18 protein-coding genes are annotated in these 20,456 nt (G+C 42.8%); 8 read left to right on the top strand and 10 right to left on the bottom strand.

What is annotated here, in order from left to right; all coding sequences use genetic code 11:
• Positions 1-12 precede the first annotated feature (12 nt).
• From prfA to NK987_RS13935, 5 genes are all read left to right on the top strand, one after another.
• Positions 13-1,089: a peptide chain release factor 1 gene (prfA, locus tag NK987_RS13955; protein WP_259264349.1), complete on the top strand. Its 1,077-nt coding sequence runs from the start codon at positions 13-15 to the stop codon at positions 1,087-1,089.
• A 246-nt stretch (positions 1,090-1,335) separates the two neighbouring features.
• Positions 1,336-1,878 carry a GNAT family N-acetyltransferase gene (locus NK987_RS13950; protein WP_258422377.1) on the top strand — a complete coding sequence of 181 codons (543 nt, stop codon included), beginning with the start codon at positions 1,336-1,338 and terminating at the stop codon, positions 1,876-1,878.
• A 33-nt stretch (positions 1,879-1,911) separates the two neighbouring features.
• Entirely contained in the window at positions 1,912-3,051 is a 1,140-nt protein-coding gene (locus NK987_RS13945; RefSeq protein WP_258422376.1) for an outer membrane protein assembly factor, read from the top strand.
• Between the two features lie 71 nt (positions 3,052-3,122).
• Complete coding sequence (locus tag NK987_RS13940) at positions 3,123-5,621, top strand: TonB-dependent receptor (protein ID WP_259264348.1); 2,499 nt, start codon at positions 3,123-3,125, stop codon at positions 5,619-5,621.
• Positions 5,622-5,629: 8 nt separating this feature from the next.
• Positions 5,630-6,895, top strand: coding sequence for a carboxypeptidase-like regulatory domain-containing protein (locus NK987_RS13935; RefSeq protein ID WP_259264347.1), 1,266 nt, complete (start codon positions 5,630-5,632; stop codon positions 6,893-6,895).
• Positions 6,896-7,058: 163 nt separating this feature from the next.
• Here NK987_RS13935 and NK987_RS13930 read toward each other — a convergent pair whose 3' ends face one another.
• Both NK987_RS13930 and NK987_RS13925 read right to left on the bottom strand, forming a co-directional pair.
• Positions 7,059-8,297, bottom strand: coding sequence for a cation:proton antiporter (locus NK987_RS13930; RefSeq protein WP_259264346.1), 1,239 nt, complete (start codon positions 8,295-8,297; stop codon positions 7,059-7,061).
• A 10-nt stretch (positions 8,298-8,307) separates the two neighbouring features.
• Entirely contained in the window at positions 8,308-9,138 is an 831-nt protein-coding gene (locus tag NK987_RS13925) for a universal stress protein (protein WP_259264345.1), read from the bottom strand.
• A 241-nt stretch (positions 9,139-9,379) separates the two neighbouring features.
• On the opposite strand from NK987_RS13925, the gene NK987_RS13920 reads away from it, so the two are divergent.
• Positions 9,380-10,996, top strand: a complete 1,617-nt coding sequence (locus NK987_RS13920) for a M14 family metallopeptidase (RefSeq protein WP_259264344.1) — start codon at positions 9,380-9,382, stop codon at positions 10,994-10,996.
• A 12-nt stretch (positions 10,997-11,008) separates the two neighbouring features.
• Positions 11,009-12,748: a M14 family metallopeptidase gene (locus NK987_RS13915; protein WP_259264343.1), complete on the top strand. Its 1,740-nt coding sequence runs from the start codon at positions 11,009-11,011 to the stop codon at positions 12,746-12,748.
• A 243-nt stretch (positions 12,749-12,991) separates the two neighbouring features.
• Here the strand turns inward: NK987_RS13915 and NK987_RS13910 are convergent, their stop codons facing one another.
• The 4 genes from NK987_RS13910 to NK987_RS13900 form a co-directional block, all read right to left on the bottom strand.
• Positions 12,992-13,573, bottom strand: coding sequence for a DUF4256 domain-containing protein (locus tag NK987_RS13910; RefSeq protein WP_259264342.1), 582 nt, complete (start codon positions 13,571-13,573; stop codon positions 12,992-12,994).
• Between the two features lie 11 nt (positions 13,574-13,584).
• Positions 13,585-13,899, bottom strand: coding sequence for a type II toxin-antitoxin system RelE/ParE family toxin (locus tag NK987_RS21485; protein WP_420841183.1), 315 nt, complete (start codon positions 13,897-13,899; stop codon positions 13,585-13,587).
• A complete protein-coding gene (locus NK987_RS13905) occupies positions 13,887-14,069 on the bottom strand; it encodes a hypothetical protein (protein ID WP_258422368.1) in 183 nt (60 codons plus the stop codon). Before NK987_RS13905 ends, NK987_RS21485 begins: the two co-directional genes overlap by 13 nt.
• Before the next feature lie 233 nt (positions 14,070-14,302).
• Positions 14,303-14,851 carry a hypothetical protein gene (locus tag NK987_RS13900; RefSeq protein ID WP_241125980.1) on the bottom strand — a complete coding sequence of 183 codons (549 nt, stop codon included), beginning with the start codon at positions 14,849-14,851 and terminating at the stop codon, positions 14,303-14,305.
• Positions 14,852-14,932: 81 nt separating this feature from the next.
• On the opposite strand from NK987_RS13900, the gene NK987_RS13895 reads away from it, so the two are divergent.
• Positions 14,933-15,670 (top strand): CBS domain-containing protein, encoded by a 738-nt coding sequence (locus tag NK987_RS13895; RefSeq protein WP_259264341.1) that lies wholly within the window; start codon positions 14,933-14,935, stop codon positions 15,668-15,670.
• 194 nt (positions 15,671-15,864) lie between these two features.
• Here NK987_RS13895 and NK987_RS13890 read toward each other — a convergent pair whose 3' ends face one another.
• From NK987_RS13890 to NK987_RS13875, 4 genes are all read right to left on the bottom strand, one after another.
• A complete protein-coding gene (locus NK987_RS13890) occupies positions 15,865-16,083 on the bottom strand; it encodes a DUF4287 domain-containing protein (RefSeq protein ID WP_259264340.1) in 219 nt (72 codons plus the stop codon).
• Positions 16,084-16,343: 260 nt separating this feature from the next.
• Positions 16,344-17,588 (bottom strand): NAD(P)/FAD-dependent oxidoreductase, encoded by a 1,245-nt coding sequence (locus tag NK987_RS13885; protein ID WP_259264339.1) that lies wholly within the window; start codon positions 17,586-17,588, stop codon positions 16,344-16,346.
• 242 nt (positions 17,589-17,830) lie between these two features.
• Positions 17,831-18,835 (bottom strand): 4-hydroxyproline epimerase, encoded by a 1,005-nt coding sequence (locus NK987_RS13880; RefSeq protein WP_259264338.1) that lies wholly within the window; start codon positions 18,833-18,835, stop codon positions 17,831-17,833.
• 132 nt (positions 18,836-18,967) lie between these two features.
• Positions 18,968-20,425, bottom strand: coding sequence for an aldehyde dehydrogenase (NADP(+)) (locus NK987_RS13875; protein WP_259264505.1), 1,458 nt, complete (start codon positions 20,423-20,425; stop codon positions 18,968-18,970).
• Positions 20,426-20,456 lie beyond the last annotated feature (31 nt).

Here is a 20,456-nt window from a genome sequence, read left to right as displayed (position 1 = left end):
AATTATTGATTTATGCTTGACAAACTACAAGCGCTGAAAGAAAGATTTATAGAAGTAGGCCAACTGATCATTCAGCCGGACTCCATGTCCGACATGTCCAAGTACACCAAACTGAACAAGGAATATAGGGACCTCGAAAAAGTGGTAAACCTGTATGATGAATATAAGTTGGTCAAAGAAAATATTACCAGTACCAAGGAAATTCTGGAAAAAGAAAAAGATCCTGACTTCCGTGAAATGGCCAAAGCTGAACTTGACGAACTGAAGCAAAGGGAAGAAGAATTGGAGGAGTCACTCAGACAACAACTGATCCCAAAAGACCCGAATGATTCCAAGGATTGTATCCTGGAGATCAGGGGCGGTACCGGAGGGGATGAGGCGGCGATTTTTGCAGGTGATTTGTTTAGGATGTACCAGCGTTTTTGCGAAAAAAAGGGTTGGAAACTGACTGTACTCGACCTTACTTTTGGCTCCTCGGGAGGATATAAGGAAATCATCAGCACCATCACCGGCGAGGATGTGTATGGAATGATGAAATATGAATCAGGTGTCCACCGAGTGCAGCGGGTACCTGCCACTGAAACTCAAGGCCGTGTCCATACCTCCGCTGCCACCGTCGCAGTACTTCCCGAAATGGATGAAGTCGAGGTTAACATCAACATGAATGAAATCCGAAAGGATACCTATTGCTCCTCCGGTCCGGGTGGACAATCGGTCAACACGACTTATTCAGCAGTCAGGTTAACACACATTCCATCAGGCCTAGTCGTAACTTGTCAGGATGAAAAATCCCAGATCAAAAACTTTGAAAAAGCATTGAAAGTACTTCGGTCCCGCTTGTACGAAATCGAATTGGATAAACACAATGAAGCAGTAGGCGCCCAAAGAAGGACAATGGTAGGTAGCGGGGACCGCTCTGACAAAATCCGAACCTACAATTATCCCCAAAGCCGTGTCACTGACCACCGCATCAACAAAACTGTCTATAATCTTCCTGATGTGATGGAGGGAAATATTGAAGATTTCATTTCTGCATTGAGACTTTCGGAAAATCTTGAAAGGATGAATGCTTCAGGTTTGGAGGATTGAGGAAAAAGTCTACAGTTTACAGGCAGCAGTCGACAGTTGGAGAAATTGAACCTCAAAACATATTCTCAAAATCATTGGCCAGAATAGCGTGGAAGAAGATTCATCAAAATTTAAATTAAAATTGGAATTTTATCTCAAGGGTATTTAAAAAGGGAATGATGATTGCCTCAAATCAAAAAAACACGAATTCTTTTTAAGGAAACTCAAAAAACTCCGTTATCTTAAAGAGCAATAACCAGCCATAAAATGAAGATTCAAGGAAAAGGAAATGTAAGTTTGGTAACATGGCATGAGGGCCATTACCACAGCCTATATCCTATCGCCAACAACCCAAATATTGCCAAAAACCTGAGAGACAGTTTTCCCTCTCCTTACACCATTCACGATGCGAGACACTGGATCGAGCATAATCAAAAATTCAACCCACCCCAAAATTTCGCAATCGAATATGAAGGCAAATTGGTGGGATCTGTGGGATGTGAAATAGGCAAGGAAGAGCTCCGGACAAATATGGAAATCGGATTTTGGGTGGCTGAACAGTTTTGGGGAAAGGGAATCGCCACACAAGCTGTGCAGTTGTTTACTGAATATGTGCTAGAAAAATTTCCGTCCATAAAAAGGATTTATGCCCAGGTTTTTGATTTCAATGTGCCATCAATGAAAATCCTAGAAAATGCAGGTTATGAACCTGAGGCTATTTTGAAACATGCCTACATCAAAAACGGTAAAGTCGGCGACCTCTTCCAATATGTCATCATCAGAGAAGAAGTTGAAAAATTTATGGATTAAGGTATTTGAAAACATTCCTTACTTTTGGGGCTGATGAAAACAGCCCTTTTTTTGTTTCTCTTTTTTTCAATCACGATTTCTTTGACAAATGCTCAAGAAGTAAATGATACCATTCCGACATCCGGAGCAATTGATAAATTTTTTGATGTAGGAGATCGAGTCATCGATTTGATTTCGGGGGAAAAATGGGCCTTTATTCCGGCGGTCACTTATTCCCCTGAGACAAGATTAGGGCTTGGGGTCCGTGCAATCAGGGTTTTCAAACACAAGGGAGAGACCGATCCCAACCTCCGTCCTTCCTCGATTCCTATCACGGTTTTGTACACCCTCAACAATCAGACGATCTTCACCACAGAACTTGACCTGTGGGCAAATGAAAACAAGGAATACCTGAATGCACGCCTCGAACTTTCCAATTTTCCTTTCAAATTTTATGGCATTGGCAATGACCCCATCACAGATGAAGGCGAATCCTACACCACCCGCTTCGCCTATTTTCACCTGAATTACCTTCGCCAAATCATACCGGGAATATTCTTCGGGCCGAGATATGAATTTCGGGTAGATGACATTTACAGGCGGGTTCCCGGAGGAATATTGGAAACCACACAAGTCCCGGGATACGACGGGCAGCGGCTTTCCGGTTTGGGATTAAACCTCAACCATGACACAAGAGACAATATCTTCCAACCCACCAAAGGATGGAACAACCGGTTCAGTTGGATGGGATTTACTTCTTTTTTGGGAAGTAACTTCAGCTTCAACCAATACACGACAGATTTTAGAAAATACTTCAAGACCTCCGATACCCATGTCCTTGCACTGCAGTCTTGGTGGAGTTTTACAACGGGAAATCCGCCATTTCAGCATATTTCCCTAATCGGTGGCAGCGACAGAATGCGTGGATTTTTTGAAGGAAGATTTAGGGACAATCATGCCATGGTCCATCAAGCAGAGTACCGTTTACCTGTTTACCGAAATCTCGGAATGGTACTTTTTGGTCATGCAGGACAAGTGGCTCCAAAAGTCGGAGATTTTGGATGGAAAAGGTTTAGGTATGGCGCAGGATTTGGTTTTCGGTACAAACTCAATGATGAAGGATTAAATATCCGTTTGGACATAGCCTTTGGAGATCAGCGCGCCTTTTATTTTGGTTTAAATGAGGTGATTTAAATCCAAAACCTAAAAACTATTTTTTTATTCAGGCGTATATTTCTTAAGTTTAAGAAAACCTCAGTATGCTTATGAAAAAATGCCTATTCCGCCTTCTTTCTTTTGGTCTGTTTAGTTTTTTGAAATTCAGCCTTTTTGCCCAAACCCCAATAGACAAAATTACAGCTTCCTACAAGGACTACAATAAAACTTTCCCCTGGGAAAAAGTCTTCCTCCATACCGATAAACCCCATTATTTCTTGAACGATACCATTTGGATAAAAGCCTATGGGATGATTGAAAATGGCGGAGAAGCCCCTGAAGCAACCAAATCGGTACCATTATATGTGGACCTTTACGATGCCAAATTTGAAAGATATATCGACAGGATCATCATCAAACTTGAAGAGGGCAAAGGTCAGGGGGATATTTTGCTACCAAAAGACCTTGAACCCGGATCCTATTCCCTGAGGGCCTATACCCAATGGATGAGGAACTTTGGGGATCCTGCATTTTTTCATAAAGATATTTGGGTAGGAGAATTGGGTGAAAATTGGGAATATGTTGGAGGAGACTCTAAGCTGAATCTGGGGTTTTTTCCCGAAAGCGGTGACCTCGTGGAGGGGATTCAAAGCAAAATCGGATTCAAAGCCACCGATGCTTATGGACGGAGTACAGATGTCATTGGATACATACTCAACAGCAAATCTGATACCCTGATTAGGTTTGAATCAGAACATTTGGGGATGGGGAGCTTTGAATTTACCCCAAAAGAGAATGAAGCTTATGAGGTCTATGCCAAATCTGCCGAACAGAATTGGATGAAGTTTGCCCTAAGCCGGATTTTAAAACAAGGATATGTGCTTGATTTCGATCCACATTATTCAGAAGGTGAGATCAAAGTGACTATCCATCACAACCTAGGGAAGGGGAATGAGCGCAAGAAATTATACTTGATAGGTTTGTCCAAAGGCCAAAAAGTATATGAAAAGGAATTTGATGGAGAAAAGGCCGATCATTCTGTATTGATCTCCAAAGAGGATTTTTTCCCGGGAATCATCACGTTTACCCTGATGGATGAGGAAACCACCCTTTTGGCAGAAAGGTTGGTTTATGTTTATCCATTTTCTCAGGCAATGGCAAATTTCAAATCTGAAAAAACAGAATATAAACCCAAAGAACTTGTGCAGATGGAGATCGCCATCGTGGATGAATTTGGCAGTCCTGTGGAAGGAAATTTCTCGGTATCAATAAGGGACGCGTTCCAGGTTTTGCACCCTGAAAACGGGGAAAACATCTATTCTTACTTTCAGCTGAGTTCGGAAGTCAAAGGAGAAATCGAGCAACCCGATTATTACTTCAATCCTGAAAACCCAAATGCTGAAAAATACTTGGATAACCTCCTTTTGACCCAAGGCTGGAGAAGGTTCTCTTGGGAAAACCTGGCAAAATTAGCCAACCCTCCGGCTTTTGGATTTGAAGAGGGGCTTTCTTTGAGCGGAAAAGTATACAAGGTAAATGACAAACCGATTGAAGCTCCACACGAACTGCGTATGTTGGTAACCCATGAATATGGATTGCCCATTTTATATGAAGGCAAAACGGACCAATCCGGCAGTTTTTCTTTTGTAGGAATGGATTATCAGGATTCAGTCGGGATCTACCTGCAGGCATTTACCGAAAAAGAAAAAAACAACGGAGATACCACTGAACTTAAAAGAAATGAGGTAGTGATGTCTGTGCCAACAACACCCGACTTTCAAATCAGAAACAAAGCATTGCTTCCTTCAGGAGATAAATTTCAGGATTTCGATGAATACCTTGTGTCGGTCAAAGAAGCCAAGGACATGCTTGAGCAGTTTAGACTCAGTCAAGAGATAGAATTGGGTGAAGTTACAGTCAGAGGAAGGAGAAGTGAACCTATCCCGGACAAACGTGCTATACAATATAACAACAGCCCAGATCGGGCGCTGCCTGTGACTGAAGAATATTACTATTTTCAGAATATATTCCAATTGCTGAGGGGAAGATTTCCCGGTGTGAATGTGGTAGGAGATGTGTTTAGCATCAACCCTCCCCCAAATGTAATAATACGTGGTGGAGGTGCGTCCATTGTAAATGCCGGTGGTGCGACATTTTTAATTGATGGCATGAGAGCCATGCCTGGAATGGTTGCATTGCTGCCTGTTTCGGAAATAGAAAGGATCGACATCCTTACGGGTCTAAGCAAAGGTGCTGTTTTTGGTGCTGACGGAGCAGGAGGAGTCATCAACGTACTGACCAAAGCCGGAAATCCAAACTATGATTGGAAAGACGAACCCGTCATCGGAAATGCCGCCATCAAAGCCAAAGGCTATGATCCTATTCGGGAATTTTATACCCCTTCAGGTGTATATGACATTAATGCCCCGATTGCGATAGACTTCAGGTCCACCATCTATTGGAATCCACAAGTCATCACCGACAGTGAAGGCAAAGCCCGATTTCAATTTAGGTTGACGGAAAGCAAACCCGAGGTTAATGTCGACCTACAGGGAATCTCCAAATCCGGAGAACCTATCCGTGCTACATATCGATTTCAGGTAAAATAAACTGTTTGATGAAAAGTTACACTTTCGAGTACAACTTAAAATTTTTGGTTGCCTTTGGGATAATCTGGTTGGGTGTAACCACTGAAATTCTTGCCCAATACAGTCTCAAAGGCCGGGTAGTGGATGCCGAGACCTTAGAGCCTTTACTTTTTGCTACAGTCTTTATCAGCAATTCCAGTATCGGTACTTCTACCAATAAGCAAGGGGAATTTGAACTGACTATTCCCGAGGGCAATCATGAACTTATAATCAGCTATATCGGCTTCCAAACTTTCAGCTATGCCATATCGACCAAAGTGTTGAGACCCTTTTATGAATTTAGAATATTGCAGGAAACCGTAGAGCTCGAAGAAAGTGAAGTAAAAGAAAAAAGAGACAAAGCTTGGTATGATAACCTTGCGGTATTCAAGACCTTGTTTTTAGGAACTAGTGTCAACGCTTCCAATTGCGAAATCAAAAACCCCGAAGTATTGATATTGGATGGGGAGACAGTACCCGGCCGCCTTACCGCCCGCGCAAAAGATATCCTCGAAATCGAAAACCCTAACCTCGGCTATAACATCAAATATGTCCTGACAGGCTTTGAATATGACAAAGAGCAAGGGCAGATTACCTATGCCGGATATCCTTATTTCCAGGAAGAAAATCTCCCAAAAAGAAGGATCAAAAAAGTGACTGAAAGTAGGGAAAAAGCCTACCAGGGGAGCGTGATGCATTTTATGCGAAGCCTGTACAAGGATGAAATGGAATCTTCAGGTTTCAAGGTTTTTGCTACTCAGAGGGTACTCAATCCCAATTCCCAAAAACAGGCCTCTTCTGAAATAATTTGGCCGGATGATGATTCAAAAGATGAAGAGAACCCTGCCAAACAAGAAAGGCCTGTAGGGTTCAATGCTATGGATTCCTTAGATATCCCATTCAATGAACCTTTTGATCCGGCGAAATTAATCCAAAAAACAGCAGACGGAAAGGTATTTATCACATACAATAAGCCGGTTTACATCAATTTTTCACGGGAAATCGAGGAAAGCTCATTTTTCCCTTATAGTTTGAGGAACCTGAATTTTACCATTCGGAATTTGGGATCAGAGTCCGGCGAATCTGAAGAAAAGAGACCCGGTCAACTCAGTATAATGTTGCTGAGGGCCAAAGCTGTACAGGTATTTGAAAACGGGAGCTACTACCATCCATTTGACCTTTTTCTGCAAGGTTATATGGCTTGGGAAAAAATCGGTGACCAAATGCCTTTGGATTATGGCATGGACAATGAATAAGCTGAATCATACTGATAGCATTTCAGTAACTTTTTTGATTAAGTCCAATAAAACAAAATCATATATGCTGTTCAAAGTAAACATAGGGTATGATTTAGAGTAATCCTTTCAATAAAAAACTGTTTTTCGAAGACTTGCTAAATATGAAAATGCGTCAGATTTTTTAAGGATGGTTTTCCTGAATGGCCCATTTCATCAAAGGTCCTGAGGATATGGCAGAAATCAGGGCTAAGATGACAAGGCCTATAAACATTGGTTCCTGAATCAAGCCATTTTCCAAGGCAATCAAGCCTAAGATGATATCCACGCTACCCCTTGTATTCAACCCAAAACCAATCAATTTGGCCTTCCACTTTGGAAAGCCAGAAAGTCTTGACCCATAATACCCTCCTGCAACTTTGGCCAACAAACCTACAACCACCACTACTCCTACAATTACAGGATCAAAACCTTCGACAAAATTGACTTTTAGGCCAATAGAAACAAAGAATATAGGAGCAAAAATATTGTTGATGAATTGATGTAAAATTTCTTTGGCCCTTTCGGACAAATGTTCAGAATCCCCAAGCGCCACGCCAATTATAAAAGCTCCAAAGATGGCATGAATGCCGATAAACTCAGTAAAGGAAGCTGCCAAAAAACAGGTAGCCAATGCCAATGAAAGCAATCCACCAGGCCATGCTAAATTTTTATTTATCCAGGGAAGTGTTTTTCCAATGACACCTTTCCCGATGGTCAACATAAAAAAGGTAAATCCCAAGGTCAGGAAAATAGTCCAAAATACCCCGAGGCCTTGTTGACCGGTATCAGAAACGGATAAAATAATAGAGAATACAATCCAAGCCAATATATCAACGATCATTGCACTCGCAATGATCAAAAGCCCGGAATGGGTTTTAAAAACATTGAGATCCATCAATACCCTGGCGACAACAGCCAAAGCTGTAATGGAAATTGACAGTCCAAAGAACAAAGAGGCCACAAACGGCTCTTCAATATTCAGCCCCAAAAACTCAGGAAAACTATAAGCCAGGATAAAGCCACAAATTATCGGAATCAACATTGAAAAAACTGCAATCCTGAAGGCGTTTTTTCCTTGGCTCCACACTACATTGAGTTCGACTTCCAGTCCCGCTATAAACAACAATAGAACAACCGAAATTTGTACAAATCCATCCAAGGCAAGATTGGAATTGACATTTGAGTCAAAAAGGTAGGTGTGGATTTCGGGCAAAAAATTACCCAATATCGTGGGTCCCATCAAAATTCCTGCAAGGATTTCGCCTACCACAGAAGGCTGATTTACTTTTCTGGCAAGTTCTGCAAATACTCTTGCCAACAACAACATTGCCGCCAATTGAAGAAATAAGTTGACTACATCTTGGTGTGAAAGGGTCTCCATATGTAGCCAATTATTTCTTAAGGATTAATAAATTGCAAGGCAGGTTGTTTAGAATTTCTTCAAGGTCATGGGGAAAAATACGGTCCAAAAATCCAAGTTTGCCTTCATCTCCCACAACCAATAAATCAGCCTCCACATCTTCAGCAAACTTTGCCAACTCGATAGCCCACTTTCCACAGGTAATCTTGATGTTGACCTTAAGGTCTCCCTTATCAATGTCTTTCAATATATTATTCACATAAGCTACTTCTTCTGCTATCAGTTTTCTTCTCGTACTGGATATTTCTCCTTCGCCTCCCTCTCCTGCAGTGGCCATTTGGAGTCCATACATTTTGATTTCATTGACTATAAAAATCTGCTTGGCTCCATCCAATTTGCACCAATCCAGCCCTTTTTGAATGACCAGAGGAGTCTGATCCTGTTCTGTTCCATTGATAACTACTTTGTCAAACGGAGTGGGCTTTTCCAAGGGCTCTATCAATACCAATACAGAACATTTTGAATTCCTAATGATTTTTCTTGCAATAGATCCTATGTAATAATTCAATAGGCTTTCGCTTTTGAGTGCTCCGGCCACAAGAAGATCCACATTTTCGGCTTCACAGGTTTGAAGTATTCTTTTGGCAGGCTTGCCTTCTGTCCAGATCGTCTTTACTCCGCTATTCAAAAGACCGTATTTTTGAAGTTCCTCATTGAGTTTTTCTTCCAGGGCGACGGTTTTTTCACCGACATGGATGAGCAACAATTCGGCTTGAAAGAGATCTTTTAGTCTTTTGGATTCGGCAATCAAAGCCTCCATTCTTGGAGAGAAAGCGATAGCAAGGGCAATTTTACGAAACATAACTAGGGAGCAGTATTTGTGGAAAAATACCATTTTTTTTGGCTTGGAAATAACTTTTTCAGCTTTGTTTTTTAAACGGCCCAAAATCAGATCCCACTTATCCATGCTGCAAACCTTTTAAAAACATGCAAATCATTAGGACGAAACCGCTTTTATTTAACGGTTTAAATTTTGTAACATAGCACGGCAAAAGACACCGAACGTGTCTTTTTTCATTAAAGAACTAAACCTGATATACTTTATGAAGAAAATGTATTTATCGTTGGTAGCGGGTGCGGGATTGCTCTTTTCCGTAAACGCTTTCACGCTGGCACAAGGGGATTATCCCACTTTGGACCAGGTTACCCAAAGGCTGCAGGCCATCTCAGGCAGCGGAAGCTCGGCCAAACTCAGTTCCCTGACCAAGACCGAGGGCGGGAAAGACATCTGGGTAGTCAAAATCGGAAAAGGAGATCTGGATAACAAGCCCGCCATCGCAGTAGTCGGCGGAGCAGAAGGTTTCCATGTCCTCAGCGTGGAATTGGCAGTCCAATTTGCCGAAAGACTGGTCAAAGACCATGCAGCAGCATTGGACAAAAATACTTTTTACGTTTTTCCAAACATGTCACCTGATGCCTATGAGCAGTACCATGCTGCCCTAAAATATGAAAGAAGAGGCAATGCTGCCAAAGTCGATCACGACCGTGACGGACAAGTCTCAGAGGACGGATATGAAGACCTTAATAAAGACGGACTCATCACGATGATGCGTGTCGAAAGCCCGATGGGTGAGTACATGGTCAGTGACAAAGATGACAGGGTATTGGTCAAAGCTGACAGGTCCAAAGGCCAAAAAGGGAATTACATAATGATGCCCGAAAGCATGGACAAAGACAAAGATGGCAGCTTTGGTGAAGACTTGTCTGAAGGTATCGCCTTCAACAAAAATCAGACTTACAAATTCCCGATTTTCCAACCATTGGCAGGTGATTTTGCGGTATCGCAAGTGGAAAGCCGCGCCTTATTAGATTACCTTTTCAATCAGTGGAACATCTTCGCTTTCGTGACTTTCAGTCCGGCTAACAACCTTTCGGCCCCACTTAAATACAATGCCGGTGATGCAAGAAAGAGAATCATCACCTCTATGTTGGAAAAAGATGTAGCGCTCAACAGTATGGTTTCAGGAATTTACAATGAAACCATCAGCCAAAAGGCCTTTAACCAAAACAATCAGGGTACAGATGGAGACTTCTTCCAATGGGCATATTTCCACTTTGGAAGACTCAGCTTCAGCACCCCGGGATGGTGGGTTCCTGAGGTCAAAGGAGAAGACGGAAAGTCAAACAACAATGCAGAAATCAACTTCCTCGCTTGGGCAGCCAAAGAAAACCTTTCCAATGTATTCGCACCTTGGACAGCGGTGACGCACCCCGATTTCCCGGGACAAAAAGTAGAAGTAGGCGGCATCAAGCCTTTTGTGATGTACAATCCTCCTTTTGCCAAAGTGGATTCAATTGCTATTGAGCATACGGCATTTATCTTGAAGCTAGCCGAGATGAGTCCAAAGCTGGAGTTTCACAATGTGAAATCAGAGAAACTTGGCAACGGTCTGACTAGAATCACCGCAGACCTTTTCAACAATTCTTCTTTGCCGACACATTCTGAAATGGGTGAAAAATCCCGTTGGTTGAGGAATATCAGGGTAGACATCAGCAAAGATGCTGCTGACTTAGTTTCCGGTGAAAAAATCAAGCTGATCAATAAGCTTGATGCTTATGGCAAAATTACGCTGTCATGGGTCGTCAAAGGAAGCGGCTCAGTGGATATCAAAGCCGGTGCAGCACATACCGGTATCGCCACACTCAATGTGAAACTCTAAACCGACAAAAAAATGAAATTCAAAAACTGGATATATACAACTGCCTTAGGACTGGCAATCGGTTTTGCAGGCATTCAGGAGACCAACGCACAGGAAAAATATTTCCGCGCCATCGGTACTCCGCACAATCCCAAAGTTCCTGTTTCCTGGAACAGGTACCATACCAACCTTGCTTTGGAGGAAATCATGAAGGATATGGCCAAAAAGCATCCCGATCTGGTGAAGCTCGAAAGTATCGGTAAATCTTTCCAAGGAAACGACATTTGGGTATTGATCGTCACGGACTTCAAAGCGGGCAAAGCTGAGGACAAACCGGGTATGTGGATCGATGGCAACATCCACTCCAACGAGATTCAGGGAACTGAATTCACCCTTTACACCGCTTGGTACCTTTCTGAAATGTATGGCGAACTGGAATTCATCACCCAATTGCTCAAAGACAAAACCTTCTATATCGCACCTACCATCAATCCGGATGCGCACGATAACTTTATCAAGGAACCAAACACGCTGAATTCTCCACGATCAGGCATGATGAATATGGATGATGACGGCGACGGGATGATCGGCGAGGATCCTTTTGATGACATCAACAAAGACGGTCATATCACGATGATGATCAGAAAGTCGCCGACAGGCCGCTATGTCAAAGACCAAATGGATCCAAGAAAACTCATCATGGTCGCTCCAGATCAAAAAGGAGAATATGAAATGTTGGGTTTTGAAGGAATTGACAATGATGGAGACGGAGTCGTCAATGATGATGCAATAGGCTATTATGATCCCAACAGAGATTGGGGATGGAACTGGCAGCCTGATTATGTACAGCGAGGTGCTTGGAAGTATCCTTTCAGTGTCCCGGAAAACAAAGCTGTGATGGAATATGTGATGAAGCACCCCAACATTGCCGCAGCGCAAAGCTACCACAACTATGGTGGCATGATCCTCAGAGGTCCTGGCGCAGAGGAAGACTTGGGAACGTATAACCAAACTGACATCCGCATCTATGATGCGATTGCCAAAAAAGGAGAAGAGTTCATGCCGGGTTATAAATACCTCGTGGTATACAAAGACCTCTACTCCGTATTTGGCGGTCAGTTGGATTGGTTCTACGGTGGAAGGGGAATTTTCACCTATTCCAATGAATTGATGACTTCTTACCTCTATGTACACAAAAATGCAGGAAGAGGAAATCAGGATGAGCAAATGATGGTAGACACTTACCTGACTTTTGGCGATGCTTTTGTCAACTGGGCAGAATATGACCACCCTCAATATGGCAAAATCGAAGTCGGCGGATTCAAGAAAAACTTTGGCCGTCTGCACCCAGGATTCTTGTTGGAGCAGGATGCCCATAGAAATGCTGCCTTCACCATCCTCCACGGCTACCACACTCCAAAACTCAGCGTGATGGATGTCAAGGAAGAAGACCTTGGAGGAGGATTAAAAGCAGTTACGGCTACGATCTATAACGAAAGGTTGATCCCAACCCACTCAAGCCAGGATCTGAAATACAAAATCGAAAGACCTGATTATGTCAGCATCTCCGGTGCCAAAGTAGTGGCGGGATTTGTGGTGGACAATGAGGACTTCAACAGACTTTCCGAGCAAAAGACAAATCCTGAAAAAATCTCTGTCGCCAATATCCCGGGAATGGGTGCGGTAAAAGTGAGATGGATCGTCTCCGGCAACAGCAGCTACAGCATCAACGTGGATTCTGCCAAAGGCGGAAAAGCAAGCTGGAAGAAGTAATAATTGTCCACAGTTGACGGTCTACGGTCCACGGTGGATAGTCACCAAATAGAAATAGCTACCTGAGATATCGGGTAGCTATTTTCATTTTAGAAAATATTGATTTTGATTGAAATAGAATCTTGGGTAAAATTTTATAACTCAAAATTGGGCAAATTATGAGTTATAAATCTGATTTTTATAACTCATCGCAAATCATTGATCCAAAACAATTACCTGAAAATACATTCTGGAAGATTGAAATCAGATCCGAAGCTTCCCGCGGAATGCCCGGACTCCATAATAAGATTGGGCTCCATTATGATAGGTAAAAACATGGTCATAGCGACGGTCGCAAAAAAGTGCTCCCCCAAGTTTCCTGACGGCATCGGGTGTTTGGATCCAACTTGAGGTTTTGGTATCGAAATCACCCAACTGCTGCAATTCCCGGTATTCGGATTCGGTCAGGATGTCAATGCCCATTTCAGTAGCAATGTCTACAGCGTTGTTTGCAGGGGGAAAATCTTTCCTCGATTCCAATCCTTCCCGGTCAAAGCAAATGCTCCTACGGCCTTTTGGGCTTTCTGCCGAACAGTCATAAAAAATAAATTCTCCGGTGTTGTCATCGAAGCCGACCACATCAGGTTCTCCGCCTGTGATTTCCATTTGATGCAGTGACCAAAGCTTTTCTAGGCTTCCTTTGCCATTGAGATGGAATTCCAATTTGGATTGGACCGAAGCCCATTCCAAGCCTTGGTGACGGTTTTTGTTTTTCTCAAACCTGGATTTCAACGTTCTGAAAAGCACTTCGCGCTGATCGCTTGACAATTCCTTTTTAGTATCCATGGCTCTTCCTACTAAACTATTGGAGTAAAAATATCAATCCTTTTTCCTAGATTTCTAGCTGAATGGTGAATTGTCAGAATATCTATCCTTGATTCATCAACAATTCTATATATTATTAAATAATTTCCTTCAACAAGATGTCTAATTTCTTTCTTGCCGAAGAATTCTAAAATCTGACCAGAATATGAGTTTGTCTTAAGGATTTGCGTTCTATTCTTAATTCTTTGGATTTGAAGCGAGGCATACTTTTTTGAGTCTTTGCTTATATATTCCGCAATTTCCTTCAAATCAATAACCGATTGTGCGGTCCAATTTATTCGAACCATTTGCCGATTTCCTTTTCGAGTTCTTCTTCAGAAATAAATCTTCCCTCATTGGAGTCCATCAAGCCTTTTTCTACTTTTTGGATCAAAATCAATTGTCCTACCAATTCATCCAAAGAAAACTCTTCAGGCAGTTTTTCCAATTGCTTTTTAACCATAGTTTTTGTCAACATATCTCTTCGATTTAATCAAATATAAAAAAAATGTGTTTTCAATAACAGAATACCTCGAATCGAACTCTTTATTTTTCACATTTCACAAAATCAATTTTAACAAGTCATTAAGACAATCCGCATCTTTCCATATCTCCAAAACTTCGATCCTCCTACTTTTCACCTCAAACCTTCAACTTCTTACCCAATTCCCAACTTTAAAACTTTTTTAACCTTGAAACCTTCAAACTTAATCAATCCTCCTTCCCCGCCCCTTTAAAGTAATCTTCCTTATCGGCAAAGAGCACATTGAAAGTGGTCAGTGAACCGTATGCTCGGGTGATATATTGCTGCAGTGCGATCCTGTCCTGATCGTCGAGTTTCTCGTGGTTGTTGATATTTTGCTCAAGCACGCGGAGTCGCTCCCTGACCATGACGATCTTGTGAAAAAATGTCGCGATCGGCACTTCCTTGTTGCTCAGTTCGGGATTGTAGGGATTGAGAATCATGGTACCTTTGAGCCACTTTTGGGCCATGCTGACCTTTGGCAAAGCTTCCGCAGGTGGGATTTTTTTGATGGCGTTTTCTACTGCCCTTTCGATATCCGCAAGGCTGAATGCTATCGGTTCTGCTTCTTTCTTTTCGATGAGTTCAAAATGCTGAAAGTCCCTTGCGATGGTTTTGACCTCTGCGATAAAGTTGAAATAAATCTTGTAATAGGAAGCGTCTGCCTCCACGACTACCCCTTTTCCAAATTTTGGATGTCTGACTTGACTGCCGATTCCCAATTCCATTGCTGACATAAAATATATGATTTTGTTACCTAACTATCCGGTCAATATAAAGGGTATTTTTATAAATTCACAAAACCAAAACAACAAAGTATGAAATCCCTTGACCGGCTCCGCCTGCTATTTGAAGAACAGATCAATGTCATGCCCATCTCTGAAGATCTGCTTGTTTTTGGAATAGAAAATTATAGGGAAGAAATGGAAAAAAGGAATTTCCAATCGGCCGTTGTGGACGTGAATGGAGTTTTGATGAAGTTTGACTTGGGTGACGAAAGGCCGGTTCCTATCGCTTCGGAAGATATTTTGCCGTCAGATACGCCTCTATTATTTGCTTTCCGAAAACTTATCGAAAAGAGACGGTATTTCATTGAAGAAGATGGAAAAATCGCACACATTGTCACCAGAACAGATCTGGACAAAATTCCGCTCAGGATCGGGTTTTTTGGGTTGATCAGCCTGTTGGAAACCCACCTGAAAGAACTGATCCGCAAGTACCTGCCACATTGGGAGCAAAGCATTTCCGAAAACAGGCTCAACAGCGCCCGATCACTTTATGAGTGGAAAAAGGGACGGAAGGAAGAGATTGATTTGGTGCAATGCCTGCAGTTTGGCGACTTGGGTTCTATCTTTTCCAAAAACCAACGCTTCAAAAAATTTGATCCGGAGTATAGCAGAGACCGCTTTGTCAAGATGATGAATGACATCGGTCAGTTGCGCGATGCACTTGCCCACTCTCAGGGAAATCTGGGTTTTTCATGGGAGGAAATCGACCATATGATCAGGTTTATCAGAATCATTATCGATGCAGAAGATCAGGTTTTTGAGGAGTAGATTAAGTGGTTATCCGATTCTCTGCCGGTAAACTTCCAGATCTAGTTTTTGCAGATTGGGATGGTAATTGGGCGGGTTTGGAATGTGTATTTGACGGTTTGGCGTTTGGGGTAAAGGATTTCGGAGTATTTCACTGTCAACCAAGAACTGAACCTGCCATTTGCCGAACTTCTGTTAGCGGTTCGTGGTTTGGGTCACTCCGTTTTTCCCTTGAATGTGGCATAAATTGCCATGGCATGACCGTGTCCGAGTTCAAATTCTTCCTTGAGCCAATTCGTAACTTCTGTTGCTTTAATTTTAGGATTAAGTTTTCCATCAATGATGAATTCTTTTTCCTTTGCCATTTTTTTAAAGTCAGCAGGTGTCTTTCCTGTCTTGGCTTTGATATTGTCAATATATGCTTGAAACGACATAATATTTCATTTTTTTGTTAGAGGTTCATTTGTGATAGTAAAAATAAGAAACAGCCAAATACCAAATTTGACCAACCTGCATAAGCCCATCTTTTACTCATTTAGAATTAGTAACGCCAATACTCCTTAAACTTTGCAAACATTCAATGCATTTTCAAAATATTCTGCATATGTACATTCGCCTATAAATTTATATCCTTAACGGTACGCGCAACTATACAATTTTGGGAAATACGCCTACAAAAATATCGGATTAATGCTCAAAACCTATCCACCTTAAACCCTTCCAATTCCATGCTTGGGGATTTTTGGGTATGGAGTTCTGCGAGGATCTTTCCCGTTGCGGGTGCCAAACTGATTCCCATCATGGAATGGCCGCTGCCGACAAGGACATTCTTCCAATTTGGCGCAAAACCGATATAAGGCAATCCGTCCGGCGAACAAGGTCTCAAGCCCTTCCAGATCTGATCGGTTTCGGGAAATTTGGATTGGAAATCCGGATAATACCGGTTGATGGATTCGAAGATTCCCTTCACGCGGTTGATGTTGATGGATTCGTCTGTACCGGCGATTTCCATCGTGCCACCAAATCGGATCTGATTGCCATAAGGGCTGACGGCAACTTTCATCTCTGTCAAAATGCTCGCCTGCTTGATTTCAGGCTTGTTGTCCTGGATAAAACTGTATCCTTTTCCTCCCATCATGGGAAGTGAAAAATCCAACATCTTAGCCAATTCGGCAGACCAAGCGCCTCCACAAAGCACAAACTTATCCCCTTCGATTTTTCCTTCCGAAGTCAATACGCCGATGACTTTGTCGGATTTTGTTTCAAATCCGGTGACTTTCACTTGGTTTTTGAACTGCACACCATTTTCTTCCAAATGATTTTTCAAAAAGCTATACAAAGCTGCGGGGGAAAGGTGGGCATCACCGGGAAATAAAACTGCCCCGCGGGCTTTTACCTCAAGGTTGGGTTCGATATTCTTGATATCCTCGGGGCTGAGGATTTCTGCCGCCAAACCATGTTTCTGCGCCAAATGTGCAAATTCAATCTCTTCCTTTTCAACCTCGGCAGTTTGGTAGATCATCATCAAACCCTTTTCTACCAAGCCCAAGTTAGACTCGATGTGCTCAACCTTGAACTGTTGGTACAGCGCTTTGCTCATCAAGCTGAGGTTTTTCAGATACGGAATACTTTTCTCGACATGGGATTTGTTGGCAGATTGGTAAAACAACCATGACCATTGCAAGAGCTTCCGGTCAAATCTTGGGTGGATATAGAAAGGACTTTTGGAAGAAAACATCCAGGAAATCCCCTTGCTGATCATGCCCGGAGCGGCTAACGGAATGATGTGGCTCGGCACGATCATCCCGGCATTTCCGGTGGAGCAATTGACCTGCATGTCTCCTTTGTCGATGATGATAACTTCCGTTCCTGATTTTTGAAGGAAATATGCAGTAAACAGTCCGACGATCCCGCCGCCGATGATGATGGTTGGTTTCATGGTTGAGACTGGAGATATGAGACGTGAGACATGAGACTGAATTCGGGATGGGTATGGGAGAATTGGAAAATTGAAAGATTGGAAAATTTCAAAATTGTAAAGATGGGCTTTTCTGTTCTTGATACTTGATACTTTGTACTCAATTTTCGCTTTTTGTCTATCTTTTCTAGGTGCTTTGTACTTGGTACTTGGTACTTCGTACAATGTTGAACTTAATTCTCGCCTCTAGCTTCTCGCTTCTTTCAGATTACCTGAAATCCATGCACATAAGGATCATCATCATCCAAGATGATTGTATTGTAGCCATATACCTTGGCCCATCCTTCGATACTTGGAACAATGGCGGGTTTGTCTCCGATCTCAGTCACTTCTTCTATCCGTCCTGTAAATTTGGACCCGATAAAACTCTCATGAATAAAATCATCTCCGGGCTTCAAAAGTCCTTTGGCAAACCACTGAGCCATCCTGGCCGAAGTGCCCGTCCCGCAGGGTGAGCGGTCGATGGCTTTGTCTCCGTAGAAAACCGCATTTCTTGCGGAACTTGTTGGATCAAGGGTTTTTCCGGTCCACATCACATGTGATAAACCGCGGATTTGGGAATGTTCAGGATGAACAAATTCATAGGTTTCATTCATTTTTTGTCTGAGATTCCTAGCCATAGAGATCAACTGCTCTGCCCTGAAATGCTCCAATCCAGGAAAATTTTTTTGCGGATCGACTATGCAATAGAAGTTGCCGCCATAAGCCACATCCACGATGAGTTTTCCGAGTTCTTCGGTCTCGATCTCCAGACTTTCGGCAGCAAGATAACTTTTGACATTGGTGAGTTTGACGGATTTAACTTTCTTGCCTTCCTGTTTGTAGGATACCAAAACCAATCCTGCCGGGGCCTCCATCCTCAAAAATCCCGGAGTCTTTGGATGGATCAATCCTTCCTCAATGGCGATGGTGATGGTACCGATGGTCCCGTGCCCACACATAGGAAGACAACCTGAGGTCTCGATAAAAAGCACCGCAAAGTCATTTTCAGGGTCATGGGGTGGGAATAGCATGGAGCCTGACATCATATCGTGACCCCGTGGTTCAAACATCAGACCTCTCCTTATCCAATCCAGTTTATCCAAAAAATATTGACGCTTTTCGAGCATGTTGTTACCTTTCAAAAAAGGCACACCACCTGAGACAACACGTACAGGGTTGCCACAGGTATGGGCGTCGATGCAGGAGAATGTACTTCTAGAGGACATAAGAAATTGGAAGATTGGGAAAATCCGAAAATTTAATGTTGCAATGTTGTAAGGTTTTGAAAGTTACAAGGTTTTTAACCCAAACTAACCTACAAACTAAACCAAACTGTGGACTGTGGACTGTGGACTAAATTATTTCTTGAATTCCCCATTAACAGTCCTCCATATTCCCAAAGGATTGCTTTCTCTCAGTGCATCCGGCAACAAAATATCCGGCATGTCTTGGAATGCTATCGGTCTTGCAAATCTCTTGATCGCGTAGACACCGACGGAAGTACTCCTGTTGTCAGAGGTGGACGGATAAGGACCTCCATGTTGCATGGCATAGCCCACTTCAACTCCGGTCGGAACGCCTTTATACAGCATTCGGCCACATTTTTCCTCAAGAAGATTGATCAGAAAAAGTTTGTCGCTGAGTTCTTCTTCTTCAGCCCAAATGGTGATTGTCAGCTGTCCATGGAGTTTTTCGGCTATGGCAAGCAAATCATCCTCTCCTTCATACACCACCATCAGCGCAAATGCCCCGAAAACCTCCTGTTGGAATTTATCATCACTCAACCAATCCTTGGCTTTGATTTTTGCCAAGGCAGGATGGCCTTTGATCAAGTCTTTGGCTGCAGCTACTTTGACCCATTCCAATTCTTCTCTGCCCTGAAGGTATTGCAGTGCATTGTAATAAGCATCCGCAATGCCTTCATGCAGCATCGGTGCGGCGACTATGTCCTCGATTTCGGATTTTATTGCTGCCGCAAATTCCTTTTGCAGACTTTTTGGGACAAAGATCAAACCCGGATTGGTACAGAACTGCCCCACTCCAAGGGTCAAAGAAGATATAAATGCTTTGGCACTTCCTGCAATATCCTTAGAAAGTTTTTGTTCGAAAGTAAAAATCGGATTCACAGAACCCATTTCGGCATAAACAGGAATCGGTTCATTCCTTTGGCTTGCCGTTTTGAACAATGCCATTCCTCCGTAGTGTGAACCGGTAAATGCAATGGCTTTTGCAATCGGATGAACTGCCAAGGCCTGTCCTTCTTTGGCTCCACCTTCCACATGCTGAAATATTCCATCCGGCAAAGCTGAATCTACGACCGCTCTATGAATGACCTGGGCAACAAGTTTGGAAGTCTCAGGATGGGCAGGATGTGCCTTATAAATCACCGGACAACCAGCTGCTAAAGCAGAGACCGTATCACCTCCGGCTGTAGAAAATGCCAAGGGAAAATTACTCGCTCCAAATACGACGACCGGACCGAGTGGTGTCAAAAACCTTCGGATATCCGGTTTTGGTGCCGGAGTGCGGTTTGGATCTGCATGGTCGATGGTCGCTTCCACCCAGCTTCCTTCCTCCACCAACTTTGCAAACATGCGGATCTGACCTGTGGTCCTACCGAGTTCACCGGTAATCCTTCCTTCGGGAAGGTTTGATTCTTTGGATGCCAAAGGGATAATGGTGGCTTTTTCAGCCTCCAATCCATCTGCGATTTTTCGGAGAAAAGCCGCTTTCTCTTTTCCTGGAAGGTTTTTATAAAACAAAAATGCTTCCTGTGCTTTGGCAAAAATCTGGTCGTAGGTCATGGAGTTTGGAATTGGTAAATAAGTAATTGAGTTAATGGTTATT

It is taken from the genome of Aquiflexum gelatinilyticum, assembly GCF_024813435.1.
In the GTDB taxonomy this organism is placed as follows: domain Bacteria; phylum Bacteroidota; class Bacteroidia; order Cytophagales; family Cyclobacteriaceae; genus Cognataquiflexum; species Cognataquiflexum gelatinilyticum.
This window is presented reverse-complemented; position numbering and strand designations above follow the sequence as displayed.